This window comes from Chryseobacterium sp. SG20098 (assembly GCF_031844745.1).
Classification (GTDB): Bacteria; Bacteroidota; Bacteroidia; order Flavobacteriales; family Weeksellaceae; genus Chryseobacterium; species Chryseobacterium cucumeris.
Genome location: NZ_CP134622.1, coordinates 1,321,875 through 1,347,584, shown reverse-complemented (window position 1 = coordinate 1,347,584; position 25,710 = coordinate 1,321,875). Strand labels below are relative to the sequence as shown.

The following is a 25,710-nucleotide window of genomic DNA, read 5'->3' as shown; positions in this document are numbered from 1 at the left end:
TTCTCAAAGATAAATAAAATTATTGATTTAAGATGACTTCAAAAACATTTTTGAAACTTTTTCAGCTTTTTTGCTTTCAGAATAATCGTAAAACCCTTCTCCTGATTTTACACCAAGTTTTCCGGCTGTCACCATATTCACAAGCAATGGGTTTGGAGCATACTTAGGATTTTTGAAACCGTCATACATTACGTTCAGAATGGCAAGGCATACATCAAGACCAATAAAGTCTGCCAGCTGAAGCGGACCCATCGGATGAGCCATTCCCAGTTTCATTACCGTATCAATTTCTTCTACACCAGCCACTCCGTTATAAAGGGTTTCGATAGACTCATTGATCATTGGCATTAGAATTCTGTTGGCCACAAAACCTGGATAATCATTTACCTCTACAGGAACTTTACCCAAAGTTTTACTCATTTCATAAATGGCATCAAAAGTCTCTTTGGAAGTAGAGTATCCCTTGATAATTTCTACCAGTTTCATGATAGGAACCGGATTCATAAAGTGCATTCCGATTACTTTATCAGCTCTTTTGGTAGCCGCAGCAATTTTTGTGATAGAAATAGAAGAAGTATTAGTTGCAAGGATACAGTTGGCAGGAGCCAGTTCATCCATCTGACCAAAGATCTTTAATTTAAGATCCAGGTTTTCTGTAGCTGCCTCTACAATAAGATCTGCAGAACCTGCAGCATCATTCAATGCTGTAAAAGTAGTGATGTTACCTAATGTTTCAGCTTTTTGCTCCTCTGTAAGGTTTCCTTTTGCAATGATTCTGTCAAGATTCGTAGTAATGGTTTTTAAACCTCTGTCCAAAGCTTCCTGGGATACATCTACAAGATTTACTTTAAAACCGCTTTGTGCGAAAGTATGTGCAATACCATTCCCCATGGTTCCCGCTCCGATAACTACAATGTTTTTAATCATTTTTCCTTTATTTTTTATAGATAGTTAAATTTTTTGCGTCTGTAAGATCCGATTGTGTGACAACAGCTGTAGAGTCAAAGGTAACATTTCCTACACTCTGGCTTTTTTTACTGTTATTCTGGTTGGAAACAGTAGCCGTTAAACCTCTTATCAATCGTTTTTTCTGATTCTTTGTAAGAAAGTCGGTGCCAACATACAATGTATATTCACCTTCTCTTCCCATGCCTTTTTTGATCAGGACTTCCAGGCTTTTGATCTGGCTTTTGTTCTTAAATTCTTTCAGAAAGCTCATCACAGGCTTATCAGAGGCAGGGCCACAGCATACACTTCCGTAGCTGATCTCTAAATAATTCTGATTCTTCTGAGCGTAAAAGAATGTGAAAGCGAATAGAGCCGTTGTTATTATTATTTTTTTCATGTTAAATCGCTTTAAAAATAAGCTTAAAATTTTACTTATTAAAATATTCCCAAACCTCCCTGGAAATATCTGAAATCATCCTGCAGTTGACTGCATCCGTTTCCGTTGAATTACTGACAAATACGGCTAATGCATAATGTTTTCCACTCGGTAAAGTAATGATTCCTATTTCATTTTCCGCACCTGTCAAACCTGCTTTATTTTTCCCGGAAGCTCCCGTTTTTCTTGCCACGGGAGTGTTTTTGGGAAGTTGTTCCACCATTTTATTCAATCCTGTGGAAGTAGACCATAGTACTTTCATCAGATAATCTGTAGATTTTTTGGAAAGTATTTTCCCGTCATAGAATTTTTTAAGGATATCGACTGCTGATTTTGTAGTACTGTAATTTTCATATTGAACATTCCAGTCTTTATGCATGTCCTCTTCATTATATTTGATCTGAAAACCTTGTACCCCTTTGGAATCTATGAATTTTTGAACAGTCTGGGTTTCTCCCAATAACCTGAGAAGAATATCACAGCCGTTGTTATCACTTTTGGCAACCGTATATTCAATCACTTCACTTAACGGAACTTCTGCATTCTTCCCGGCATATTGATCACGAAGCGGCGACCATGTATTCTCGAGTAAATTTGACTGATCCAGTTTAATTTTCTGATCCAGAGAAAGCTTTCCCTGGTCTATGGCATTCAGAACCGTTGCGGCAATGTGAAACTTGAATACACTTTGCATTGGCAGCTTTTTGTTTGCGTTTTTATTGTATGTAAAACCATTTTCAAAACCTAGGACAGAAACGCCCACAGTAGCTTTTTTGTTCTTAAGGATTGAGTTTATTTTCTGTTCTAATAAAGAAGTCTGGGCAAAGGTAAATGCTGAAATCAGAAGAAAAAAGAATGCTGTTTTTTTCATAATATGATCATTAAAAAAGCCCTCTTCTGAAGACCGGAAGAGAGCTGCAATTTAAGACAATTATTACTATTTTAATTCAAAATAATTCAGATTAACACCGTCATTTTCAAAGACAATTCTGATCTTGTTTTCACCTTTCTGAAGGCTGATGTTTTTTGCTGATACCGTTTTCCAGTTTTCATTTCCACCTGTCGATGCCAATGATACTGTAGCTAAAACTTTTCCTGAAGCCGTTTCAATTCTTATTTTAGAATCGTTGGCCGCAGAATATGTGATATCCATCGAATAACTTTTGTCTCCTTTGGACTGAAATGTGTACTGAAGCCATTCTCCGGTTTCTGTTTTTCCTACATAATACTGATTGGTAACTTTATCATTACATTTATATATATCCACCCCGTCATTTCTCATCTGCTGTCCGGAGTTCCATTCCGATCTTTTAGCCGGATCACTTACCCAGAGATTAATAAAATCCTTATCCAGATACGCAGCCCCCATTCTTCCCAAATCATATTCTGAAGCAAATATTCTTCCCGGAGCCTGGTGATTTCTGAAAGGTTTTGTAGAAGCATCTGTAATCTGTCTGAACATCGCATCAATTACATCTCTTTTAATTTCCGTATTGTTCAGTTTATAATTGTCGGCAATCTGTAGTAAAGCTTTTTTGGCATATTCTTTAGAAGGCTTTTCACCTCCGTTTTTCCAGTAATCCAACAGCTTTTCATATTCAGGCGTGATTTTTACATTGGTAATTCCCGCGATATTATCAATCTTTTTCATCGGCCAGAAGGCGTATCCTATATTATGCTTGCCCAAAAGCTGAATCAGCTCGGTAAACCATACATTGGAATTCTCACCAGTTTCCCCAAGCCATATCGGCATATTGTGTTTCTCTCTGAGATCCAGCGCGAATTGAATGGTTTGATCATCATTGTAATTCCAGTATTTATGAAAACTGAAGGCCATATTATTATCCCAGATCGCAGGAAGCCCGTTATAATTGTTTCCCCATCCGTTTCCTTCAATAAAAATAATATGTTTTTTATCAACTTCTCTAATAGCTGCAGTGATGTCTTTCTGAAGCTTCCAAAGTGGAGCGTTAGACATTTCATCTGTGCCATTCGGGTTTTTCCCGGTGAAATTGATATTGGGTTCGTTAATTAGGTCATACCCTCCAATCCATGGATTATCTTTATACCGCTCAGCTAGTTTTTTCCAAAGCGCAATCGTTTTTCTCTGGTTTTCTTCATTAGCCCAAAGTGAAGGCTTGGATTTGTCATTATCAGAGATGTTCGCATCATTTCCCTGACCTCCCGGTGCAGCATGAAGATCTAGAATAAGGTATATTTTATTATCGGTGCACCATTGAAGAAGGTCGTCAGTCATTCTAAAACCTTCATCTAGCCATGTATCTTTTCCTTTTGCAGGTTCTTTTTCAATAGGAAGGGTGTAAAGGTTGTAATGCATCGGCAACCTTATAGAATTGAATCCTGCTTTGGCTAAAAAGTCGATATCCTGCTTTGTGATTCCATTTTTCAGGTAAGCTTTGTAGAACTCATTCATTCCGTCTTCACCAATCAATTCTGCAATTTTCTCCTTAATCTTATACTGTGGGCCTGCAAAATCAGCAGTTTTCAGCATATATCCTTCCTGTAGCATCCAACCGCCGAGCCCAAGGCCTTTCAATTGAATATTTTCACCTTTATCATTAACGATTTTTTGTCCTGAAGTCTTCAGTAATTGTGATGTCCCAAATTGAGACAATAAAAGTGCGGATAATAGAATGGCTCTTTTCATAGTAGTTTCAATGATTTAAATAATAGGAATTTTTTAGAAATTAGTCATAATGAATGGTGGCATCATAGTAAGAATCTACATTCAGACCATTTATTCTGCCAGGAATCCATTGCGTGTGTAAAACAAAATCTTTCAATTGTTTATTGAATTGTTTTTCAAATATATTGTTTTTTTGTTTTGAAATTCACTTTTTACTGATAAATCCTTAATTTTTCCGTTTTTAGTAATAATAAAAGAAGCTGAAGTGTAGGAATAAAACTTTTCCTTTTTTGATTTATATCCTTGGGGAGTAGGAAATTTTTTTAGATAATCAGTTTGTAGTTTTTCAAACTGATTGTCTGCGGTAGAGTTAGGATAGCGCGAAATATCATCACATTCTTCATATGAAAATATTTCATCGGGATGATTTTTTATAAACAGTTGCTTTGCGGTAAAGCGCAATGAGTCTATAAATTTCTTTCCGAATCTTTTTAAAATAAGTCTGTTCATCTCGATTTCCCGGCAGTTTTCATACTGATCATTCGGAAATCTTACACAAGATATGGGAATTTGCTTTGTTTTTATATGATTCTGATTCAGAAGCTCTATAAATTCCTTTTCACCCAGATAATCATAGCCTAAGCCAGAGAAATTGGTCCAGGTATAATTTTTATAATTGAAATCATTTTGTGCCTGCTTTTTTTGATCATCACAATCTATCTCGTAACCATTTTTTTTCTGATGACAAGATAGCATTGTGATTGCTGCCAAAAATAGTGCAGACTTTATTTTCATGTTAACTGATCAGTTTCATAATCTCTAAAGCCACTTTCAATGCTTCAGTTCCATCTTCAAGAGAAACTTCTACATTTTTGTCGCCAGTAATCGCATCAGCGAAAGAATTTAATTCGTCCAGAATAGCATTGTTAGGCTGGATATTTGGATATTCAAACAGAATCTGGTTCTTTTCTCCCTCTGCATTTTCAATGATCATATCAAATGGAGTAGGGTTTTCAGGAGCATCTTTCATTCTGATCACTTCAGCCTTTTTCTCAAGGAAGTCAACGGAAATATAAGCATCTTTCTGGAAGAATCTGCTCTTTCTCATCGCCTTCATAGAAATTCTGGAAGTCGTAAGGTTGGCCACACATCCGTTCTCGAACTCTATTCTTGCGTTGGCAATATCCGGAGTTTTGCTGACTACACAAACACCACTTGCGTGGATATTTTTCACTTTGGATTTCGCAATGCTTAATAAGATATCAAGATCGTGAATCATAAGATCCAATACCACAGAAACATCTGTACCACGGGGATTAAACTCTGCCAGCCTGTGGATTTCAATAAACATCGGAGTACTGATATATTCCTTGGTAGCAATAAACGCTGGGTTGTATCTCTCAACGTGTCCTACCTGTGCTTTGATTCCTTTTTCCTGGCACAAACGAAGAATTTCTTCTGCCTGCTCAAGAGTTTGGGTTACCGGCTTTTCAATAAAGAAATGAAGACCTTTTTCAATGGCTTTTAAGGCATAATCATAATGATAAACAGTTGGAGTGACAATATCAAGCATGTCAATCTGCTCAAGCAATTCATCAAAATTTTCAAAATATTTATATCCGAATTCGGCTTCTAATTTCTTTCCGTTTTCAATATCTTTATCATGGAAACCTACAAATTCATATCTATCTGACTGATTAAGAAGTTTTAAATGTATTTTTCCCAAGTGTCCGGCACCTACCAAACCTGCTTTTAACATAGCTGTATTAAATTTTTGTAAAGATAGTGAATGTACATTTATAAAATACATGACTTTTCACTTGGTGATAGTCAGGAATGAACGTCTTCATTCATTAAAGAAATTATACTAAATTCACGGTCAGAAAAATAGCTATGAAGAGAATAATTTCGATTGTAATCATCTCTGGATTATGCACTGCAGGATGTATAGGAGATAGCCCATATGATCCGCAGGCTCAATGCGGAACGCCAACAAATCTGATATTTGAAAAAGGAAATAACAAGCTTTCCTGGAGCTTTATCAGCCAGGGAGAAGGATATTTTGAAATACAGTATGGGGGGCAGGGGTTCACTTTGGGAAAGGGAACTACAGTGGTCACCAACAAGTATTTTTATAACCTTCCTCTCTATAAAGATAATAAATATGACCTTTATGTGAGAAAAAATTGTGGAACAGCTAATGGGCGCAGCCATTGGGCAGGACCTGTTACCGTATTGGCTGGCACTACAACTACCTGTGTAAGGCCAGAGTATGCAACCTATTCAAAAACAACCTCTTCTGCGAATTCTTCTATTTTTGATGCTACAGTATCCTGGGAAAATGATGGGGTTTCCGCATATGAAACGGTTTTGACAACAAGTTCTGCTCCTCCCGCAAGTGGAGATTTGGTGTTTGCAGGTCAAAAAGCTATTTATGTAGGATTAAGTAAAACAGTGAATTATAACTTTTTTGTGAGAAAAAGATGTGCTGACAATACTTTTAGTGATTTTTACGGACCTTATCCGATAAAGTGGAATTAAGAAATAAAAACAAAGCAATCAAAAAATGATTGCTTTATTTTTGTGGATAATTCTTTGCTTCAATTTCTGAAATCTAATTTCTAATTTATTACTTTTGTCAAATGCAGGATTCGTTTGTACATAAAGGAAAAAGAAAGATTTTAGTAGATTACCTTCGAAACAGAATTGGTATTTCGGATGAAAATGTACTTTCGGCGATGAGTGAAGTTCCGAGACACCTTTTTATCGAAAGTATTTTTGAAGATTTTGCCTATGAAGACAGAGCATTTCCTATTCTGGCTCATCAGACCATTTCCCATCCTTCCACTGTAGCGGAACAGTCTGAATTACTGAAGGTAAAACCGGGTGAAAAAGTGTTGGAAATCGGAACAGGATGCGGATACCAGACCGCAGTGTTAATGGCGATGAAAGCTCATGTCTATACGGTGGAAAGACAGAAAGACCTGTTTGATTTTTCCAAAAAGAAACTCAGAGAACTTCATCTGTTTCCAAAATTCCAAAGCTTTGGGGATGGTTTTGCAGGACTTCCTACTTTTGCTCCTTTTGATAAAATTATCGTTACATGTGGCGCTTCTACACTGCCTACAGAACTTTTAAAACAACTGAATGTCGGAGGAATAATGGTGATTCCATTAGGTCCAACGGATGAGCAGGTTTTATACCGATTTACAAAAGTAGGTCCAACAGAATTTGAAAAAGAAGAATTTGGAGCTTATAAATTTGTTCCGATGCTTGGAAATACAAATCAGTAGAATAGATTTGGTAGACTTAGTGGTCTCAAACACCAGTTCTTTGTGAGAAACATCTTATCAGTAGAAGCTCACTTTTATTCGTTTTTTCAAAAAAAATCATTTGGATTTAATCAAAATTTAAAATCTTTTAACTCCGTTTCGGAATGAAAATTGATGGAATTAAAACCCTCAGTATACAATCACGATCACAGAAATATATATAGATTTTGAATCAAACATTCAGATGAAAAGAAATAATTTTTTTAATATTAAAGTTCAATAACCTTACTTTTTGAGAGTGAGGTTTTTTTATTTAAAATCATTAAATAACAGTACAATGAAAGTTTTTATCAATAAAAGAATTCCCGAAACAGGAGTTGAAATGCTGAATGAGGCCGGTCTGGAACTTATATTTCCGGAAAAGGAAACCCTTTCTTACGAAGAATGGATTCATTACTGTAAAAACACTGACACCATACTCAATGTGGGCGGAGATTTCAAATATGATAAGAATTTTTTTGATGCCTGCCCGAATGTCAAAGCCATTGCCTTATATTCTGTAGGATTTGATCACGTTGACATTAAAGAAGCTACGCAAAGAAATATTCCGATAGGGAATACTCCTGATGTTTTGAGCAGAGCTACTTCAGATGTTGCTTTTTTACTGATGCAGTCTGTTGCCAGAAGAGCAAGCTATAATTTTCAGAAAGTAAAAGATGATAACTGGGGAGCATTTGATCCTCTACACGCCCTGGGCCAGGAATTATATGGAAAAACACTGGGGATTTTTGGATTGGGCCGAATCGGGTATGAAATGGCTGAAAAATCAAAAAAGGCTTTTGGTATGAACATCATTTACCACAACCGCCATCAGAATGAAGAAGCAGAAAAAGAGCTGGGGGCAGCTTATGTTTCTTTTGAAGAATTGATCAGAAACTCAGATGTATTGAGTGTGCACGCTAATTTTACCCCTGAACAGAAAGAATTGTTTAATTATTCGATATTTGAACAAATGAAGCCGGACTCGATTTTCATCAATACGGCCAGAGGAGGTTTTCATAACCAAAAAGATTTGTATCAGGCGCTTGTAGATAAAAAAATCTGGGGAGCAGGCCTGGATGTTACCAATCCGGAACCAATGTCTGCAGATGATCCTATTCTGGGACTTTCAAGTGTCTGTATTCTGCCACATATCGGTTCTGCGACTTTGGAAGCCCGAAATGGAATGGCCAGACTGGCTGCAGGAAATATTATCGCTTTTTCAAAAAATGAAAAAATGCCGAATTGTGCAAATCCTGACGTTTATTCTCATCAATCATCATAACTTGGAATTATTTTTGTTCTGATGATATAAACCTAAAATCTTAAATACTATGGCACCAGAGAAAAATATTAATGAGCAAAACAAGAGGTTAGAACAGATGGATTATAGCCCTAATGAAGATATATTTAAGAGAGAAAAACATATTTCGCTCGATGGCGACGGAAATCCTATTCTGGATGAAGACTTTGATGAAGATAAAATTGATAAAGGCTTAGATATCCCTGGAGCTGAGGATGATGATGAAATGGAAGAAATAGGAGAGGAAGATGAAGAAAACAACTACTGGAGTCTCAGTGATAATGAAGATGACCATGAAGAAGAAAACGATGATGTTTTAACTTAAATTTTAACGATACAAAAACCAGCCTTATTGAATTTCAGTAAGGTTTTTTTATGCTGAATAACGACTAATATGGGTAAGGGCAATTCCCCTCCCTCGGAGGGGTGGATTCGAAAATTCTTTAAATTTTTGAAGACGGGGTGGTTCCATAATGCAGCACAATAAAATCCTCCAACTCCTTCATCACCAGACTCAGATTATTCCTCACATCAAAATCACTAATCCTGAAAACCAACAACCCCAAAGATTCAAGATATTCTTCTCTTATCCCGTCATAAATCTGTTTTTCATCATGGCTTGAAACGTCTATTTCTATAATGAGCCCAAGCGTTTTTACATAAAAATCAACGATATAATTTCCGATAATCCTTTGTCTGTCAAAATCAATGGTATAGAATTTTTTTGCACGGACTTTTTTCCAGAAGATCACTTCTCCCAAAATCCGGGCTTTACGTTTTTCTTTTGATAATGCTTTTAAATAGGGATTGTAGGGCAGGTTTTCAACGAAATTCCTGCGGATAGGAATTCCGTTTACAGTAGTAAGGATTTCTTTCATTGTTGTGTTTTTGACCACCCCGTCTTCCAAAGTTGTTAACTTTGAAATCCACCCCTCCAAAGGAGGGGAATTGAGGTGTGTTTATTCAAATATAGTATTTAATATTAAATTATAGTCGATTTACAATTTTCATAATTTTGCTTAAACCTTAAACCTTAAACCTTAAACCTTAAACCTTAAACCTTAAACCTTAAACCATTCTTTCCTTCCCCTCTTGCCTATATTTCCTATTTTGAATATCTTTAAAACTTCAAACATTGTTTAAAAACATAGACCTTTAAATAGTAATATGACATTTCAAGAACAGATACAGCAGGGGATTCCTAATCAGCTGCCACAACCAAAACCATACGAGACCAATATCAACCATGCTCCGAAGCGTAAAGAAATTTTAGGGGAAGAAGAGAAAAAACTGGCATTGAAGAATGCTTTACGTTATTTCGATCCGAAGTTTCACGCAGAACTGATTCCTGAATTCAAGCAGGAACTTGAAGATTACGGAAGGATTTATATGTACCGTTTCCGTCCGGATTATGAAATGAAGGCGAGACCTATTACAGACTATCCCGGAAAATCTGAGCAGGCGAAAGCGATCATGCTGATGATTCAGAATAACCTGGATTATGCAGTAGCACAGCACCCTCATGAATTGATTACGTATGGTGGAAATGGAGCAGTATTCTCAAACTGGGCACAGTATCTGTTGACAATGAAGTATCTCTCGGAAATGAGTAATGAACAAACTCTGGTGATGTATTCAGGACATCCGATGGGATTATTCCCTTCTCATAAAGACGCACCAAGAGTTGTGGTAACGAATGGTATGATGATCCCGAACTATTCAAAACCGGATGACTGGGAGAAATTCAATGCATTAGGTGTTACTCAGTATGGGCAAATGACGGCAGGAAGTTATATGTATATCGGTCCTCAGGGGATTGTTCATGGAACGACGATTACTGTGTTAAATGCTTTCAGAAAAATCAAGAAAGAGCCGAAAGGAGGACTTTTCGTTACTTCAGGATTAGGAGGAATGAGTGGAGCTCAGCCCAAAGCAGGGAACATTGCAGGCTGTGTTACTGTATGTGCAGAAGTGAATCCGAAGATCACGAAAATCCGTCACGATCAGAAATGGGTGAATGAGATTCATGAAGATCTTGATGCATTGGTAAAAAGAGTAAGAGAAGCACAGGCTGACAAAGAAACAGTGTCTTTGGCTTATCTTGGAAATATTGTAGAGGTTTGGGAGAAATTTGATCAGGAAGATTTAAGAATCGATATCGGATCAGATCAGACTTCCCTTCACAATCCATGGGCGGGTGGTTATTATCCTGTAGGACAAAGTTTTGAAGAATCTAATACCATGATGGCTGAAAACCCTGAGTTATTCAAAGAAAAAGTTCAGGAAACGTTGAGAAGACATGCTGCAGCCATCAATAAACATACCGCAAAGGGAACGTATTTCTTCGATTACGGAAATGCCTTTTTGTTGGAAGCTTCCAGAGCCGGAGCTGATGTAATGGCAGAAAATCCGACATTAGGAAGAGAATTCAAATATCCGAGTTATGTACAGGATATCATGGGACCTATGTGTTTTGATTATGGTTTTGGGCCGTTCCGTTGGGTATGTTCCAGTGGAAATCCGGAAGATCTTCAGAAGACAGATGATATTGCCTGTGCAGTATTAGAGGAAATGGTTAAGAACTCTCCTGAAGAAATCCAGCAGCAGATGAAAGACAATATCCAATGGATCAAGGGAGCGCAGGAAAATAAACTGGTAGTAGGTTCTCAGGCAAGAATCCTTTATGCAGACGCAGAAGGAAGAATGAAAATTGCTGAAGCCTTCAACAAAGCCATTAAAAATGGGGAAATAGGCCCCGTTGTATTGGGTAGAGATCATCACGATGTTTCAGGAACAGATTCTCCTTACAGAGAGACTTCCAATATCTATGACGGATCAAGATTTACAGCAGATATGGCCATTCACAACGTGATTGGAGACAGTTTCCGTGGAGCTACCTGGGTTTCCATTCACAATGGTGGCGGAGTAGGCTGGGGAGAAGTAATCAACGGAGGTTTCGGAATGCTTCTTGACGGAAGTGATGATGCCGACAGAAGATTAAAATCCATGCTTTTCTGGGATGTAAACAACGGAATCTCAAGAAGAAGCTGGGCAAGAAACGAAGGCGCTGTTTTCACCATTAAAAGAGCGATGGAAGCAGAACCAAATCTGAAAGTAACACTTCCGAACCTTGTAGACGAAAACTTATTGTAATATAAAAATTCAACATTGACAACCATCAACAAAAAATTGTTTTCACACCTGAACGTAGAGGATAGTGATCCTGTATGGGAGAAGTTTGCTGAGGTTGAGTTTTCAAAGAAAAACATATTTACTGACAACAAAGCCTATCTTGTAGAAGATGGGCTTGTCCGTAAATACTACATCAACAGTACCTCAGATATCGACACCGAGATCTGTGCAGAATTCTACTTTCCCGGTGATATTTTTACTGTTGAAGAAAAAAGTTCTGATGCCGTTTACGAGTCCATCAACAAAGGACTGGCATGGGAAATCACTCTGGATGAGGTGAAAGACCTGTTTGCTGTAAATCCGCACTGCCGTTTCGTACAGAACTATTATCTGAGCAGAAAGCTCAACGCTGCAATGAAAAGGGAAATGCTTCTGCTGAAAAACACTCCGCAGGACCTTTATGAATACCTGTTGAAGAACAAACCTCATTATATTCAGAATATTCCTCTGAAATATCTTGCTTCTTATATCGGGATTACACCTATCTCTTTAAGCAGAATCAGAAAAAGAATTTTGTAAGAGGGCTGGAAATTTGAAGATAATAAAAGAACTTACTAATATTATCTTGCTGAGTTTTTTTAACGCAAAGTTTCAATTTTAAATCCACCTTATTAGTGAGCAAAGGATGAATCTATTTTCAATCGATTTGATGAAGCGTGCTCTTACCATTAGCTTAGACAACGGCTTTGCCGTCTTCTTTGCCCCCTTAGAATCTGCAGTTAATCAATAAAAACTTTGCGAATATAAAATCCTTACTTTTAATTCAAAGAAAAGGCAATAGAAACTGTAGAGAAAGCATCAACTTCCATCCTCCATCTTCCAACCTTAAAAACCCCCTCATTAATTATCTTTTGTTTATTGACTGGCCTTTCGGAAGTCTCTTCCTTTGCTGAAAAAAGAATATGGAAATACAAAAATTAAACTGGGCAGGTGTAAAACTCACTTCAAATAACAAAACCATCTTAATAGATGCTGTAGAAGATTTCTCTTATTACAAACCCGTTTTGGGAGATGCTGTAGAAAATCTCATAGAATTTTCAGACCATGTACAGGCAGATTATATCCTGTTTACGCATATGCACCTTGACCATTTTGATAAAGGAGTAATCCAAAAATGCTTAAAGAAAGAGGGAAAACTGATCGTCTACGCAGGATTGGAAGCTATTGTAAGAAAACTTGTACCTGATGTTGAAATGATCGTTTTGGATATTGATGAAACCTTCACAGAAAACAACATCACCTTCAAACCTGTATTTGCCATGGATGGCGTAGGAGAAATACAGTCTTCCTGGATTGTAGATGATGGTGATACTAAAATCTTTCACGGAGGAGATACTATCTGGCACAACCAATTCTGGAAGCTTGGAAAAGAAAACCCCAATATAGATTACGCTTTCTTACCCGTAAACGGAGTAGTAGTCAACTTTGAGATCATTGGATTAGAATACAGCCCTGTTCCTGCTTCCCTCAATCTGAAAGAAGCCTTTGCTGCGGCTCATCTTCTGCACGCCAGAAAGCTGGTGCCTATCCATTACGGATTGTTTGCCCACGAGAAATGCTATATTCCTCAGGTGTTTGATGGTCAGGATTTGAAAAATATTTCTGAGGAAGTGGGACAGGAGTATTTGATTTTGAAAGATGGAGCAATGCTGGTAGAATCTTAACTAATATTTGTAAGGAAAACTGTCATTCTTAGTGAAATGCAATGGAATGAAGAATCTCAACATCAATAGGAACGGGCCATAATCCTAAGCCTAGTCGAAGGAAGCCCGTTTTCTTTGTGTGTAATATGATTGGCTTTAGCCGAAGTTTAAAATTAAGTTTAGGCTTTAGCCTTGTTATATAAAAAATAAAACTTGTTATCACTTAGTCTTTACTCTTTACTAATGTTTTCTGCTTTTGAAAGATTGTTTGGATAGACTAGTAAGAAAATTATTTTGTTATATTATATATAAAATAATTTCCAGTTATTCTTATCCAGTTTTGAATTTCAAATGAAAGCTGATTTATTATATTTGTTATTATAGAAATTTTTTCTGGTTTTATTTTATAATAAAAAGTTGCATATTTCACTTTGTTTTTAATTAACAATCCTCCATTTAAAACAATACCTTCAGTTTCAGAAATTTTTTCCATTAATATATAACTATTTAAAGAATTATCGGAATTCATTTTATTAGCATTAATTACATAGTATTTCTCATTGTTTGTTATTTGATCATAAAATGATTCGTCAGCTAAAACTTTAAATAAATTTCTTAACTGAAGAATGACTTTTGAAAGTATATTTTTCTCAGAATTAGTTAGAAAATTTACATATACTTGATTATTTAGAAAATCCATAAATTCTTGGAGATGTTCTTTATTGTCTTTAAAAATTGTAAACCCTAAAATTTCTAGTTGAGATAGTTCCTCTTGAAGACTCTCATTTGACAGTTGTAAAATTCTGTTATAATCAAATCTCTTTTTACTATTTTGAAAATATAAAATTGTTCCTAAATCAATAAGAACGGCTTGTAATGACAAATCAACTTCTCGTTTTAATTCTAAATAATAACGCTTATCACTAATATAATTCTCAACTATCTTTTTGATATTCAGTTCAAGTAATTGTTCTAAATTATTATTATCTTTTATGTACAACAAAGGTTTTCTATGTCGAATATCAAATGGTAAATCTTCTATTTTTCCATATTCACTATTAAAAATTGATATTATTTTATCCCAACCAATTCTAGAAGACGCATATCCTAACTCTATTAATACATTAGGATTAGGAACTTTTCTAGTTTCTACATTTGAATTAATTATTGATATATCTCCAATAAAAATGTCACAATTGTCAATTTTCGAAAATATTGTATTAACTAAATCGGGAGTTCCTAACTCATCTCTACTGTCACTTTCGATTAATATCTCATTAATGTCTTTGTTGGTTTGTAAAATATTTTTTATTGCTTTTTGAATCGCTTTTTGAATGTAACTTCTATTAGAATTATTTGGTAGATCCGATTGCCAAGAATAGAATAAGGTGATTTTCATGTATTATTTTTGTAATATTATTTTCACAATCATTAATTTAAAACTATTTTAAATACAAAAAAACAAAAAAACAAAAAAACAAATTAGATTGGGTTTCCCTTAACTACAAAAACTTCCTACCTCAAAATATCCCCATTTACACCCCCAACTCCTCCAGAACTCTAAAACAATAGCAAAACACCCCTCCCAAGCCCTCCGCTTATTACAAACAAGTCTGTTTGAAACTTCCCAAGAACTTGGGAAATCTCCTGCAAGTTGGGAGAAACCTCCCAGGACCTCGGGAGGTTTGTTGCAGGTATGTTTGTAACAAAACAACTTTTTTCTATATTTGAGTATTAATTTATTAATCCCAAAAAACACAAAAAATGAAAATTGCTCTCACACAGCTGAGTACTAAAGATCTTGCGACTTTAGCTCAGAGAATTCTTTCTAATACCCAATCCGGAAAATACCCTGTTATTAACAATCATCCTCTTGTAGGCGCTTTGGCGTCTTCCTATACGGAATACGATAAGGTCTATACAAAGCAGGTCTACAGCGGAAAAGGGAAGGACGTAGCCACAGCCGATCACGAAAGAGATACCGCCTATGCCAATCTGAAATCTTTCCTGAACGGCTATCGTAAGCTGCCTTCTGCGGTCAACTATCGGCTGGCAGAGGATCTCTACGGAGTATTCAAAACTTTTGGACTGAACCTGGACAGGCTCAGTTACTCTTCACAAACCGCTCAGATGAAGAAGCTTATAGAAGCATTAGAAACGACAGAAAACAAACAGAAGATCACAGCACTTTTTCTGGATGCAGCCTTTGCAGAGATGAAAGCTAAGCAGGATGCTTTTGAGATCGTGTTTGCAGAGCAGGCGGGAGCTAATGCCGATCTTCGTCAAATGACGAGTGCGAGTGTTATCCGTAAAGATCTGGAGAAAACTGTGAAATCTTATCTTAATCTGCTCACGGTGATGAAAGAGGTATCAGGCTGGGAATTGCTGTACAGTGATACCAATGAGTTGGTGAAAGCTGCAAAGAACTCTACATCAGAGAAGAAAGAGAGTGGTGAAACTCCACAGAAATAAGTTTTGGATTTTTTGTTGGAGAACCGAGAAGACGCAAGTTTTTTTTAAGTGATGTCTTATTTTAAGGCGCAAGAAGATTTCAACTTCGCTCAATATGAGATTTTCAGCAGGTAATACGTGATTATTTTCCCACAGATTTCACTGTTCTTTTCCTATTTATCTGCTTAATCCGCCTAATCGCGTTTAGATTCCTTGCTTTACTCGGAATGACAAATATGCCGTTGAAATTTTATCTCCGATAAAATCCTTGCGCCTTACAACAGAAAGTTTTTAATGTCATTTTGCGTCTTAGCGTTTTTACAACAAAACAATTATAACATAAAAAACTCAGCAATTCGCTGAGTTTTATTTTTTAAGCCATTTATTATTTCACAGCCGCAATAGCCGCTTCATAATTCGGTTCCTGAGCAATATCCGGCACTTGTTCTTCATAGATAATATTACCTGAAGGATCTATCACCACAACCGCTCTGCTCAGAAGCCCTTTCATTGGAGAATCTACCAGTTCCACCCCATAGTTCCAGCCAAAGTCTGAACGGAAATCGGAAAGCATGATTATGTTTTTGATGCCTTCCGCGCCACAGAATCTTTTCTGGGCAAACGGCAGATCTTTGGAAATACAAAGGACTACCGTATTGGGAAGGTTTCCAGCCTCTTCATTGAAATGATATACAGAAGCAGAACAAACACCGGTGTCTACACTCGGAAAGATATTCAGAATAACGTATCTTCCTTTGAAGGAATCCAGGGTCTGGTCATTCATATTCACATCGGTAAGGGTAAATTTAGGAGCCGGCTTATTCAGTGCCGGCAATTTGGCATAAGTATGAACTTCTTTCCCGCCCATTAAAACTGTATTGATCGCTTTAGATTTTTGAGCAAAGCCCACCGCAGAGAAGAATAGCAGTGTGCCGCAAACTAATTTTGAAAACATGAAATTTATTTTTAAGCTAAATTATTCTTTTTTCAGGAGCTAAGATTAATTTTAATTCAAATAGATCGAATCTATTGTCAGATTATTTTTTTCAACACAATTTACTTTTACCTTTATATTATTAAACAAGGTTGTTTCAAAGGTGTCATTCTGAATGAAATAAAATGTAATGAAGAATCTCATATAAAAATCAATAAAGATTCTTTGAACAATGTTCGCAGAACTTCATTCTGTGTCAGAATGACGAAAGTCAAATAATTTAAATTTTGAGACAATCTCAATCTTATCACATAAAAAAAATAGAAAGATTTATGAGTTCAGAAAATACAGCATCATTTCATCACAGCATTTTTAAAGGAGAAAACGAAATTCCGGAAGAATATAAAGTTCCGGTCATCCATCAGAGAACGTATCTTTTGAATGGAGAACTGGTAGAGTGGAAAGGAGATGTCACGGAAATTTATTCCCCGGTATGCATCCCCACAGAAAACGGATTGGAAAGAAAACTTCTGGGAAGTATTCCGAATATTGGTCCGAACGAGGCGATGGAAGTTCTCGAAGCTTGTGTAAAAGCCTATGATAACGGACTTGGCGAGTGGCCGACAATGTCTGTGGAAGGACGTATCAAATGCATGCAGAAATTCGTATATCTGATGATCCAGCAGAGAGATCTGGTTATCAGACTACTGATGTGGGAAATCGGAAAGACACTGGCCGATTCTACCAAAGAGTTTGACCGTACGGTAGATTATATCAACCAAACCATTGATGCATTAAAAGATCTTGACAGGGAATCTTCCCGCTTTCAACAGGCAGAAGGAACCATTGCACAGATCAGAAGGGCTCCGCTTGGCGTGGTGTTAAGTATGGGACCTTTCAATTATCCTCTCAATGAAATTTTTACCACATTGATTCCGGCTTTGATCATGGGAAATACCATCCTTTTTAAACTGCCGAAACATGGTGTCCTTGCTCATTATCCTTTATTGAACGCATTCAAGGAAGCCTTCCCGAAAGGAACGGTGAATACATTATATGGAAAAGGCTCAGAAATTATCACTCCCATTATGGAAAGCGGGAAAGTAAACGTTCTGGCTTTTATCGGTTCCAGTAAAGTGGCGAACGGATTAAAAAAATTACACCCGAAAGTGAACCGTTTAAGAGCCATCCTGAGTCTGGATGCTAAAAATGCAGCCATCGTTACTAAAAATGCGAATCTTGATGTAGCGGTAAGTGAGTGTATTTTAGGAGCACTTTCTTTCAACGGGCAGCGTTGTACAGCATTGAAACTGATATTTGTTCAGAAAGAAGTGGCATTGGAGTTTACAGAAAAATTAAGTGCTGCTGTCTCTGCTTTGAAGGCCGGGCTGCCATGGGAAAAAGAGGTGAAAGTAACTCCACTTCCGGAGGTCAATAAACCGGCTTATCTGAAAGAATGTATTGATGATGCTTTACAGAAAGGAGCTACAGTACTGAATAAAGATGGAGGCTATACAGATGAATCTTTTGTTTTCCCGGCAGTTGTATATCCTGTAAACAGTGAGATGAAACTTTATCATGAAGAACAGTTTGGTCCTGTGATTCCTGTTGTTCCCTTCGAAGATATAGAAGAGCCTATAGAATATCAGGTGAATGCTTCCCACGGAATGCAGGTAAGTATTTTCAGTGAAGATCCTCATGAAGTAGCAAGACTGATTGATCCTTTTGTAAATCTTGTAAGCCGTGTCAATATCAACTGTCAGGCACAAAGAGGCCCCGATGTTTTTCCATTTACAGGAAGAAAAGACAGTGCAGAAGGAACACTTTCTGTTTTTGATGCACTCCGTTCATTCTCCATCCGGTCTCTGGTGGCGGCAAAACTGACAGATTCCAACAAAGAGCTGTTGAATACTATTGTCAGAGAACATGATTCTAACTTTTTAAGTACAGATTATATTTTCTGATTCTGACTGAAACTGTATTTAACATAAAATAAAAATCCTCAATAAACATCTTGGTTTGTTGAGGATTTTTTTAACTTAATGCCGGAAATTAGAGTTTTGTGTTATAATAAGATGGTATTTTTTAGAAATATCATCTAAGGATCAGTGTGTAAATCATGTCTTCACCCGAAAAAGAATTTTTAGAGAAAATTGAAAAGCACAAAGGTGTTGTTTTCAAGATCTCTAAAATGTATATGGATAATAAGGACGACCAGAATGACCTCTATCAGGAGATCATTTACCAGGCCTGGAAATCATATGGTGATTTTCAAAAGAGGAGTGATTTCTCCACATGGCTGTACAGAACTGCGCTCAACACAGCAATTGTTTTTCTGCGAAGTGAAAAAAAACGTAGTTTTATACAGAATCAGAATGTCGATGGGCTGAATGCCCGGCAGGAACCTTATAATGATACGGATGATATGAATATGAAGCGGATGTATGAAGCTATCCATCAGCTAAGCCCCATTGATAAAGCCCTTATATTCTTTTTTTTAGAGGGTTTTTCCGGAAAAGAGATTGCTGTACAGCTGGGAATTACTGAAGTGAATACACGGGTAAAGCTGAAGAGAGCAAAAGAAAAGCTGAAAGAGATCATTACCAGACAGGGAACAGATTCCTATTAAAAATAACACTATGGATTTAGAAAATTTTAAAGAACTTTGGAATAAAGATACAGGGCAGGAATCCCCTGAAATTTCTCTGGAAAAACAGAAGGAAATACATTCTCCGCTGCAGATGCTGAAAGTGAATATGGAAACTGAATTCTGGCTGATGATTGTAACACTGCCTTTGCTGTTAACAGGTTTTCCTTTCGCCTCTAAGGATTCTAATATTAAAACGATTTCAGTATTTGTCACGATCCTGACCGTTGCTATTATTGTTTATTTTTATTCCCGCTTCCTGAAATTGTATAAGCTGCTTAGAAAAAACAGTACCAATACAAATTATGATCTGTTTACGCTCAAAACGCAGCTTCTCATCTCGAAAGAAATTTATATCTCATATTATATTTCTTATATCCCGCTTGGATTTCTTTTGTCTCTGATCCAGATCAATTTTCATTTTGACAGGGAATATAACCTGGCTATTTTCGGGATCAGTCTTCTGATTACCCTTTTGTTGATTGCTTTTATTATAAGATACTGGATCTATTATATGTACGGAAGATACATTGATGATGTAGTGCGTTGGGTAGATGAACTGAATGGAATTGAAGTAAGACCAAAACGTGAAAAGAAAAAAACATGGTTTGAACGTTCACAGAAATTTTTCATGAATAAAATGGGAATTAAAGGAAACATCCTGAATACCGTCATATGGTTTGTATCCATGTATTTTTTTATTATTTTATTTCTGACAATTGTTCTTTTGATCATTATCATAGTAGGAGCAAAACTTCATTTTCTGGATATCGGATCATTGCAGAGGGCTTTAAATAAACTGAATTAGAAATTACGCTGTATTCTGTAAAATTTCTATCTTTAGAAAATTGAGTTGTAAAAAAATGTCACATGGATGATTTTAAAAATCAGGTGTATTCTATAGAAGAATTTCTGGAACTGGTAAAGAGCAAACAGGATAGGCAAGCATCCTTTGACCCGGAATATAATTATGCAGTCTATTCTTCAACAGATGAGTTTAAACCCGAAATGAAAGTTTTTATCGGAGATCCTTTGGATATTGGTGAGCATGATAATGAAATCTTACCTGATTTTGTTTTTCATAACAAACTTCATTATATGTGTTCTGATGAAAATATTCAGGATGTGGTGGATCTTGCTTTAAGACAGCGTGCTGATATTAGCTCTTCTCAGCTTATCACAGCTCTGAACCATTATCTTGAAAAAGATGATTTCTTAGATTTTAAATAATAAAAGAATTAAATACTTAAAAACAATAAGCTGATATCAAAAATATCAGCTTATTGTTTTTTTTATGTAACATTTTTACTTTTCTTCTACTAACTGACCAGGTCAGAAAAAATTATTTCGACTCATACTATTCTAAGGAAATAGTAAAAAAAACTTAAAAAACACACAATGAGACCTGGCAGTATTTTCTGTCAGGTTTTTTTATTTCTTTTGTAAAAATCTGTAACAATTTTTTTAAACGAAAACTAACTCTATAGAGTAACAAGCTATGACCTCATTAGAACAAGAGTTTATCAGTAAAATTGGACAGCATAAAGGAATCCTGTTTAAGATTGCTAAGATGTATATGACTGATAAGGACGATCGTGATGATCTTTTTCAGGAGATTACCTATCAGCTCTGGAAAGCATTTCCCGGTTTCAGAGGTGAAAGTGAATTTTCTACATGGCTATACAGAATCGCTTTGAATACCGCTATTATTTTCCTTAAAAAAGAAAAGAGAAGAAGCTTTATTTCTCATGAAGATTTTTCTAACCAACTCATTATCCAGGAAGATTATGATGATCGTAAAGAAGAGCGCCTGACTGAAATGTACAAAGCTATCCATCAGCTTAATTCTATTGATAAGGCTTTTATATTCTATTATCTGGAAGATTTTTCAGGAAAGCAGATTGCCGAACAAATGGGGATTTCAGAGGGCAATGTAAGAGTGAAAATGAACCGGGCCAAAAATAAACTTAAAGATATCTTAAGCCAAATAAAAACCAACCAACATTAAAATCAGTAATCCAATGAATATCAATGAATTGAAAAATACCTGGAACGAAGATATTGTGGAGGAAACTCCCGAAATAACCATAGAACAGAGAAATAAACTGAATCTTCCCCTTGAAAAAATACGTAAAAATATGCGTGTTGAATTCTGGTGGATGATAGGAATCTTTGTCTTTGCTTTTCTGGTGTGCTCTGTGTGCAGACCATTTAAACTTCAGTTGTACATAACCGTATTGATTGCCTCCATGCTTATTGTTACTGTTTTCTTTTTCAGCAAGTTTTTTAAACTGTATAATGAAATCAGTAATCCTGCACCTAAAACTTATGATTCTTTGAAAGATCTCGTGATGCAGCTCAATCTTAACAAACAATATTACCTCTCATACTACATCAGTTTTGCCCCATTTCTGGTATGTGAAATCCTGATTGTCCTGGAGTTTATCCCGTGGCCAAAACCTTTGAGTGAACTGAAGATTGCAGTAGTGTTAATTAGTACAGTAACCATAGGCTTATTTTTGCTTTATATTGTTGGAAGGTTCTGGTATCAGCGCTATTATGGAAGATACATCCAATATATTGAAGATCTTTTAGAAGAATTAAAAAGATAAAAAGAGTTCGGCGGGCTGAAAGCCCGCCGAAACTATATTCATTACTGTCCTTTATGTTCTTTTTCTTTGGCAATTTCGTTTTTTATCCAATCCAGTTGTGGGTCTTTTTTATCAATAATATCCTGCATGTTTTCAGTAACAGTCACATCAGGAACAACGCCTTTCCGTGAATCTGAAAAACTGATATTAGGTTGTACCAAAAGTAATCCTATGGGAAATCTGATTTCAGAATTGGGAAGCTTTTGGTAGGAATAAAAACCGGCCACAGTTCCGTCATTGGCACCACCTGTTTCTTCTCCCACAAGCGTTGCTCTTTTATCATTTTTAAGTTTGGCGGTAATAATAGACGATGCCGAGAAACTTCCTCCGTTAATCAGTACAAAAATTTTTCCATGGAAGGCATCCTTTTTGGGTTTTGTAGGTTTGTCAGCTTTCATCTTGTAGAATACTTTTCCATCCTTTTTATAGGTACTGAAAGTCTGCGCAAGAAAAAAACTCGGATAAGCGATACTTTTAAGAGCATACTCTAAAGGAGTACTTTTTCTGAAATAATTGGTACGCAGAGGGGCATTTCTTGAAGTTAACTGAGAAGGCTTGATCAGCGTAAACGGCTCATCAGCTAAATACGAATACAGGTTATTGATTTCATACAAGGAGCCGCCATAATTATTTCGGACATCTATGATGAGGTAAGGAGATTTCGCAAGGTTGATCTTGGCAAAAGTCTTTTTATAAAACTCATCCGAATAATCCCTTGAAAAGCTTTTCACCTTAATATAAGCAATAGTACTGTCTTTGTCCAGAAACTTAAAACTTCTGTTATAAGAATTACTGGAAGCTACATAGTCGTTCAGTTTCTTTTCCGGGGTCTTTTTCTGCATTTCCTTATCCTTTTCAAGATCAGCGTCAGATTTTGTTTCTCTGGTTAAGGTATACGTCTTTTTTTCTCCCTGGTATAGGGTTTCAAGAGTAGCTTTGCTGTCAAATCCATTTTCGGCAGTATAAAAATTAAAGAACAGATCTTTTAAAAAATACGGGTGGAAAGTGGTATTATCACCATCACTGCTGATCAGACTTCTGTACTTCTTGATATAATTGGATACAGGAATATTATTGATGGATAAAATTTCAGTTCCCGGTTTTATATGTTCAATAGAATCTTTGTTTTGAATAATATACATCTGATCTCCTGAAATATAATATTCAAAACGGCTGAACATCCCTTTCTGATGTTCCAGTCTTTTTATTTCACTTTTGGTAAATTTTTTTCTGGGAATTCTCAATGAGAGATGTCCTTCCCGAATTCCTGCAATGACAGGTTGAAGTTTGAAATAAAACTGAAGAGGAGTAAGAGGCTCGGTGAGGGTCTGTTTAAGACTGTCAAATTTACGTTCCAGTTCCTTCCTGGGAATATACCAGTATAATTGAGGGTGCATTTGCTGTAGTTTTGAATACGCAAAGTCTACATCTTCTTTAAGTTGCTCCGGTGGAATACATGAGGCCCGTTGTTCGTTGTGTTTTTTTATAGAGGCACAAGACGAAAAAATAACGAGAAGAAATATTACCGAATAATTTTTCAATGTATCTGAGTTTTTTAGGGTGCTAAAATAGAAAGTTTAAAATTAATCCCGAGCTAAACGAGTAATAAATTTTTAAAAATACATGATAAATTTAGTTAAAAAATGGAGTAAAATGGAATAAACTTTCATTTAAAAGCAAAAGTCAATACATTTGATATTTATTTCGTACAGATGATTTACTGGATTATTACGTGTATAGCTGTTTTGACGGTAACTTTTTTTATAGTGATCAATATGAAGGCATTTGGTGGAGTGCCAAAAGGAAAGAGGCTGAAGCGTATCAGACAGTCAAAACTTTATAAAAAGAAACAGTTCAGGAATGTCAGTCATACTCCTTCCATTACTGAAGGCTACAAGATGTGGAAAGTAACCTACGATTTCTTTTTAGGAAAAAAAGATCCGTTGTTGAAACCTTTAACAGCCATTCCATCTCTTCATACCAATCTGAAAAATATTGATAAAAATAAGGATGTATTGATCTGGTTAGGACATTCATCTTATTATCTGCAGACTGATGGAGTTTCCTTTTTAATAGATCCTGTCCTGAGTCTTTATGGTTCACCTTTCAAATACTTTAATAAAGCTTTCAAAGGATCAGATATTTTTAAACCTGAAGATATTCCGAATATTGACTATCTTGTGATAACGCATGATCATTTTGACCACCTGGATTACCCAACTGTAAAATCTATCGAAGAAAGAACAGGAATGGCTATTATTCCTTTGGGAGTAGGAGCGCACTTGGAAAGATGGGGGTATGCGGAGAGTAAACTTATTGAAGAAGAATGGGGAACAGAAGTTGCCCTGGAAAATAATATAAAAATTGTCTTTACTCCTGCCAGACATTTTTCCGGCAGAAGGGTAAGACAGAATGATACGCTATGGAGTTCCTATGTTCTGATAACACCTACAAAAAGAATTTTCTTAGGCGGAGATAGTGGCTATGATTCTCATTTTAAAACAATAGGCGAGCAATATGGCCCTTTCGATTATGCTGTTCTTGAGAATGGACAATATGGAGAGGCATGGAGGTATATCCATACATTGCCGGAAGATGTTATTCAGGCGGCTATTGATCTGAAAGCAGAACGTATTATCCCGGTTCATGCTGCCAAATTTGCATTGGCACTTCATCCATGGAATGAACCTTTACAAAAGATAACGGCTCTTGGAAGAGAAAAAAAACTGAACATCCTCACTCCGATGATCGGAGAGGTGGTAGATCTGAATCAGTCAGAACAAAAGTTTACAGCCTGGTGGGAAAGCTGATCAGGCATGCCAGATTTCTTTATATCTTGCGGGATGATTTTCAAACTGTTGTCTTACAAAATCACATTCCGGGTCTACAAGCAAATCTTTTTCTTCTGCGTAGCGTACAAGTTCATCCAGCAATAGTTTAGCGTATCCTTTTCCCTCACGCTCTTCGTCAAGTTTCGTATAATATACAATAAGCAGTCTTCCGTCAACCTCTATAGACATATAACCTGCCTTTTTTTCATCGATAAGTAGCTGCAATTCATCCTGATATTGAGATACCTGAAACTTTATATTTTCCATAACAATGTAAGATTTGGTTGATCAAAAATAATTTGAGAAAATTTCTTTAAAAACATTCTCTTCATTAAAATTACGAAATTAAACTATATGAAATAATAATTTATGGGAATCTTAACGAATTTTATAACATAAGTGGATAAAAGATAAAAGATAAAAGATAAAAGATAAAAGATAAAAGATAAAAGATAAAAGATAAAAGATAAAAGATAAAAGATAAAAGATATTACCATTAAATATCCGTATGCCAGGATCAATAGAGATGGGCTTAGCCCGCCACATGATATATAATTCTCTACGGCTTTTAGACGAAACTTAAATATGTGTTTTTATAAATCTGCAATGTGTTGATTATTAATGTGTAATAGGGTTGTTACTTAATAATTCTTAGGATATAATCATAACCTTAAAATAATTAATGTTTAAGAATTTAATAAAAAATACAGAAAATA

The 25,710-nt window shown here is 36.0% G+C and carries 26 protein-coding genes; 15 read left to right on the top strand and 11 right to left on the bottom strand.

Going from position 1 to position 25,710, the window contains the following annotated elements:
- Positions 1–27: 27 nt before the first annotated feature.
- From RHP76_RS06200 to RHP76_RS06175, 6 genes are all read right to left on the bottom strand, one after another.
- Entirely contained in the window at positions 28–924 is an 897-nt protein-coding gene (locus RHP76_RS06200; protein WP_170872097.1) for a 3-hydroxybutyryl-CoA dehydrogenase, read from the bottom strand.
- A 10-nt stretch (positions 925–934) separates the two neighbouring features.
- Positions 935–1,345: a hypothetical protein gene (locus tag RHP76_RS06195; protein WP_311229740.1), complete on the bottom strand. Its 411-nt coding sequence runs from the start codon at positions 1,343–1,345 to the stop codon at positions 935–937.
- A gap of 31 nt (positions 1,346–1,376) precedes the next feature.
- Positions 1,377–2,255, bottom strand: a complete 879-nt coding sequence (gene bla-A, locus RHP76_RS06190) for a CGA/CIA family class A beta-lactamase (protein WP_311229739.1) — start codon at positions 2,253–2,255, stop codon at positions 1,377–1,379.
- 66 nt (positions 2,256–2,321) lie between these two features.
- Entirely contained in the window at positions 2,322–4,052 is a 1,731-nt protein-coding gene (locus RHP76_RS06185; RefSeq protein ID WP_311229738.1) for a cellulase family glycosylhydrolase, read from the bottom strand.
- A 132-nt stretch (positions 4,053–4,184) separates the two neighbouring features.
- Complete coding sequence (locus tag RHP76_RS06180) at positions 4,185–4,826, bottom strand: hypothetical protein (protein ID WP_311229737.1); 642 nt, start codon at positions 4,824–4,826, stop codon at positions 4,185–4,187.
- Position 4,827: 1 nt separating this feature from the next.
- Complete coding sequence (locus RHP76_RS06175; RefSeq protein WP_034699728.1) at positions 4,828–5,790, bottom strand: Gfo/Idh/MocA family protein; 963 nt, start codon at positions 5,788–5,790, stop codon at positions 4,828–4,830.
- A gap of 134 nt (positions 5,791–5,924) precedes the next feature.
- Here RHP76_RS06175 and RHP76_RS06170 point away from each other — a divergent pair, with 134 nt between their 5' ends.
- The 4 genes from RHP76_RS06170 (at position 5,925) to RHP76_RS06155 (ending at position 8,970) form a co-directional block, all read left to right on the top strand.
- Positions 5,925–6,572 carry a hypothetical protein gene (locus RHP76_RS06170; RefSeq protein ID WP_120231617.1) on the top strand — a complete coding sequence of 216 codons (648 nt, stop codon included), beginning with the start codon at positions 5,925–5,927 and terminating at the stop codon, positions 6,570–6,572.
- Between the two features lie 101 nt (positions 6,573–6,673).
- A complete protein-coding gene (locus tag RHP76_RS06165) occupies positions 6,674–7,324 on the top strand; it encodes a protein-L-isoaspartate(D-aspartate) O-methyltransferase (RefSeq protein WP_062671873.1) in 651 nt (216 codons plus the stop codon).
- 316 nt (positions 7,325–7,640) lie between these two features.
- Positions 7,641–8,627: a 2-hydroxyacid dehydrogenase gene (locus tag RHP76_RS06160; RefSeq protein ID WP_311229736.1), complete on the top strand. Its 987-nt coding sequence runs from the start codon at positions 7,641–7,643 to the stop codon at positions 8,625–8,627.
- A 49-nt stretch (positions 8,628–8,676) separates the two neighbouring features.
- On the top strand, positions 8,677–8,970 hold the full coding sequence (locus tag RHP76_RS06155) for a hypothetical protein (protein WP_062671877.1): 294 nt from the start codon (positions 8,677–8,679) through the stop codon (positions 8,968–8,970).
- A 118-nt stretch (positions 8,971–9,088) separates the two neighbouring features.
- Here RHP76_RS06155 and RHP76_RS06150 read toward each other — a convergent pair whose 3' ends face one another.
- Complete coding sequence (locus tag RHP76_RS06150) at positions 9,089–9,523, bottom strand: endonuclease domain-containing protein (RefSeq protein WP_311229735.1); 435 nt, start codon at positions 9,521–9,523, stop codon at positions 9,089–9,091.
- Between the two features lie 289 nt (positions 9,524–9,812).
- Between RHP76_RS06150 and RHP76_RS06145 the strand changes: the two genes are divergently transcribed.
- The 3 genes from RHP76_RS06145 (at position 9,813) to RHP76_RS06135 (ending at position 13,501) form a co-directional block, all read left to right on the top strand.
- Positions 9,813–11,798, top strand: coding sequence for a urocanate hydratase (locus RHP76_RS06145; protein ID WP_311229734.1), 1,986 nt, complete (start codon positions 9,813–9,815; stop codon positions 11,796–11,798).
- 15 nt (positions 11,799–11,813) lie between these two features.
- Positions 11,814–12,356: a Crp/Fnr family transcriptional regulator gene (locus RHP76_RS06140; protein WP_311229733.1), complete on the top strand. Its 543-nt coding sequence runs from the start codon at positions 11,814–11,816 to the stop codon at positions 12,354–12,356.
- Positions 12,357–12,739: 383 nt separating this feature from the next.
- Positions 12,740–13,501 carry an MBL fold metallo-hydrolase gene (locus tag RHP76_RS06135; protein WP_311229732.1) on the top strand — a complete coding sequence of 254 codons (762 nt, stop codon included), beginning with the start codon at positions 12,740–12,742 and terminating at the stop codon, positions 13,499–13,501.
- Between the two features lie 268 nt (positions 13,502–13,769).
- Here RHP76_RS06135 and RHP76_RS06130 read toward each other — a convergent pair whose 3' ends face one another.
- The gene (locus tag RHP76_RS06130; RefSeq protein ID WP_311229731.1) at positions 13,770–14,879 is read right to left on the bottom strand and encodes a hypothetical protein; all 1,110 of its coding nucleotides are present in this window, start codon (positions 14,877–14,879) and stop codon (positions 13,770–13,772) included.
- Positions 14,880–15,244: 365 nt separating this feature from the next.
- Between RHP76_RS06130 and RHP76_RS06125 the strand changes: the two genes are divergently transcribed.
- Complete coding sequence (locus tag RHP76_RS06125) at positions 15,245–15,952, top strand: DUF6261 family protein (RefSeq protein WP_311229730.1); 708 nt, start codon at positions 15,245–15,247, stop codon at positions 15,950–15,952.
- Positions 15,953–16,316: 364 nt separating this feature from the next.
- Here the strand turns inward: RHP76_RS06125 and tpx are convergent, their stop codons facing one another.
- Positions 16,317–16,886 carry a thiol peroxidase gene (tpx, locus tag RHP76_RS06120; protein ID WP_311229729.1) on the bottom strand — a complete coding sequence of 190 codons (570 nt, stop codon included), beginning with the start codon at positions 16,884–16,886 and terminating at the stop codon, positions 16,317–16,319.
- Between the two features lie 311 nt (positions 16,887–17,197).
- On the opposite strand from tpx, the gene RHP76_RS06115 reads away from it, so the two are divergent.
- From RHP76_RS06115 to RHP76_RS06090, 6 genes are all read left to right on the top strand, one after another.
- Complete coding sequence (locus RHP76_RS06115) at positions 17,198–18,829, top strand: NADP-dependent glyceraldehyde-3-phosphate dehydrogenase (RefSeq protein ID WP_311229728.1); 1,632 nt, start codon at positions 17,198–17,200, stop codon at positions 18,827–18,829.
- Positions 18,830–18,984: 155 nt separating this feature from the next.
- On the top strand, positions 18,985–19,494 hold the full coding sequence (locus RHP76_RS06110; protein WP_062675295.1) for an RNA polymerase sigma factor: 510 nt from the start codon (positions 18,985–18,987) through the stop codon (positions 19,492–19,494).
- A 10-nt stretch (positions 19,495–19,504) separates the two neighbouring features.
- On the top strand, positions 19,505–20,320 hold the full coding sequence (locus RHP76_RS06105) for a hypothetical protein (protein WP_062675294.1): 816 nt from the start codon (positions 19,505–19,507) through the stop codon (positions 20,318–20,320).
- Between the two features lie 62 nt (positions 20,321–20,382).
- On the top strand, positions 20,383–20,742 hold the full coding sequence (locus RHP76_RS06100) for a DUF7716 domain-containing protein (protein WP_062675293.1): 360 nt from the start codon (positions 20,383–20,385) through the stop codon (positions 20,740–20,742).
- Positions 20,743–21,010: 268 nt separating this feature from the next.
- Positions 21,011–21,520: an RNA polymerase sigma factor gene (locus RHP76_RS06095; protein WP_311229727.1), complete on the top strand. Its 510-nt coding sequence runs from the start codon at positions 21,011–21,013 to the stop codon at positions 21,518–21,520.
- A gap of 13 nt (positions 21,521–21,533) precedes the next feature.
- Complete coding sequence (locus tag RHP76_RS06090; protein ID WP_311229726.1) at positions 21,534–22,124, top strand: hypothetical protein; 591 nt, start codon at positions 21,534–21,536, stop codon at positions 22,122–22,124.
- A 41-nt stretch (positions 22,125–22,165) separates the two neighbouring features.
- Here RHP76_RS06090 and RHP76_RS06085 read toward each other — a convergent pair whose 3' ends face one another.
- A complete protein-coding gene (locus RHP76_RS06085; RefSeq protein ID WP_311229725.1) occupies positions 22,166–23,560 on the bottom strand; it encodes a S41 family peptidase in 1,395 nt (464 codons plus the stop codon).
- Positions 23,561–23,938: 378 nt separating this feature from the next.
- Between RHP76_RS06085 and RHP76_RS06080 the strand changes: the two genes are divergently transcribed.
- Positions 23,939–24,973: an MBL fold metallo-hydrolase gene (locus tag RHP76_RS06080; RefSeq protein WP_311229724.1), complete on the top strand. Its 1,035-nt coding sequence runs from the start codon at positions 23,939–23,941 to the stop codon at positions 24,971–24,973.
- On the opposite strand, the gene RHP76_RS06075 is transcribed toward RHP76_RS06080, so the two are convergent.
- Positions 24,974–25,261 carry a GNAT family N-acetyltransferase gene (locus tag RHP76_RS06075; protein WP_062675288.1) on the bottom strand — a complete coding sequence of 96 codons (288 nt, stop codon included), beginning with the start codon at positions 25,259–25,261 and terminating at the stop codon, positions 24,974–24,976. It lies immediately after the preceding gene.
- Positions 25,262–25,710: the final 449 nt, after the last annotated feature.

Excerpts from the sequence above, each read along its gene's own strand:
- RHP76_RS06170 (WP_120231617.1), top strand. The coding sequence starts at position 5,925 with ATGAAGAGAATAATTTCGATTGTAATCATCTCTGGATTATGCACTGCA.
- RHP76_RS06165 (WP_062671873.1), top strand. The coding sequence starts at position 6,674 with ATGCAGGATTCGTTTGTACATAAAGGAAAAAGAAAGATTTTAGTAGAT.
- RHP76_RS06150 (WP_311229735.1), bottom strand. The coding sequence starts at position 9,523 with ATGAAAGAAATCCTTACTACTGTAAACGGAATTCCTATCCGCAGGAAT.
- RHP76_RS06160 (WP_311229736.1), top strand. The coding sequence starts at position 7,641 with ATGAAAGTTTTTATCAATAAAAGAATTCCCGAAACAGGAGTTGAAATG.
- RHP76_RS06105 (WP_062675294.1), top strand. The coding sequence starts at position 19,505 with ATGGATTTAGAAAATTTTAAAGAACTTTGGAATAAAGATACAGGGCAG.
- RHP76_RS06185 (WP_311229738.1), bottom strand. The coding sequence starts at position 4,052 with ATGAAAAGAGCCATTCTATTATCCGCACTTTTATTGTCTCAATTTGGG.
- RHP76_RS06130 (WP_311229731.1), bottom strand. The coding sequence starts at position 14,879 with ATGAAAATCACCTTATTCTATTCTTGGCAATCGGATCTACCAAATAAT.
- RHP76_RS06100 (WP_062675293.1), top strand. The coding sequence starts at position 20,383 with ATGGATGATTTTAAAAATCAGGTGTATTCTATAGAAGAATTTCTGGAA.
- RHP76_RS06180 (WP_311229737.1), bottom strand. The coding sequence starts at position 4,826 with ATGAAAATAAAGTCTGCACTATTTTTGGCAGCAATCACAATGCTATCT.
- RHP76_RS06090 (WP_311229726.1), top strand. The coding sequence starts at position 21,534 with ATGAATATCAATGAATTGAAAAATACCTGGAACGAAGATATTGTGGAG.
- bla-A (WP_311229739.1), bottom strand. The coding sequence starts at position 2,255 with ATGAAAAAAACAGCATTCTTTTTTCTTCTGATTTCAGCATTTACCTTT.
- RHP76_RS06155 (WP_062671877.1), top strand. The coding sequence starts at position 8,677 with ATGGCACCAGAGAAAAATATTAATGAGCAAAACAAGAGGTTAGAACAG.
- RHP76_RS06115 (WP_311229728.1), top strand. The coding sequence starts at position 17,198 with ATGAGTTCAGAAAATACAGCATCATTTCATCACAGCATTTTTAAAGGA.
- RHP76_RS06145 (WP_311229734.1), top strand. The coding sequence starts at position 9,813 with ATGACATTTCAAGAACAGATACAGCAGGGGATTCCTAATCAGCTGCCA.
- RHP76_RS06080 (WP_311229724.1), top strand. The coding sequence starts at position 23,939 with ATGAAGGCATTTGGTGGAGTGCCAAAAGGAAAGAGGCTGAAGCGTATC.
- RHP76_RS06110 (WP_062675295.1), top strand. The coding sequence starts at position 18,985 with ATGTCTTCACCCGAAAAAGAATTTTTAGAGAAAATTGAAAAGCACAAA.
- RHP76_RS06175 (WP_034699728.1), bottom strand. The coding sequence starts at position 5,790 with ATGTTAAAAGCAGGTTTGGTAGGTGCCGGACACTTGGGAAAAATACAT.
- RHP76_RS06085 (WP_311229725.1), bottom strand. The coding sequence starts at position 23,560 with ATGCACCCTCAATTATACTGGTATATTCCCAGGAAGGAACTGGAACGT.
- RHP76_RS06075 (WP_062675288.1), bottom strand. The coding sequence starts at position 25,261 with ATGGAAAATATAAAGTTTCAGGTATCTCAATATCAGGATGAATTGCAG.
- RHP76_RS06125 (WP_311229730.1), top strand. The coding sequence starts at position 15,245 with ATGAAAATTGCTCTCACACAGCTGAGTACTAAAGATCTTGCGACTTTA.
- RHP76_RS06095 (WP_311229727.1), top strand. The coding sequence starts at position 21,011 with ATGACCTCATTAGAACAAGAGTTTATCAGTAAAATTGGACAGCATAAA.
- RHP76_RS06195 (WP_311229740.1), bottom strand. The coding sequence starts at position 1,345 with ATGAAAAAAATAATAATAACAACGGCTCTATTCGCTTTCACATTCTTT.
- tpx (WP_311229729.1), bottom strand. The coding sequence starts at position 16,886 with ATGTTTTCAAAATTAGTTTGCGGCACACTGCTATTCTTCTCTGCGGTG.
- RHP76_RS06135 (WP_311229732.1), top strand. The coding sequence starts at position 12,740 with ATGGAAATACAAAAATTAAACTGGGCAGGTGTAAAACTCACTTCAAAT.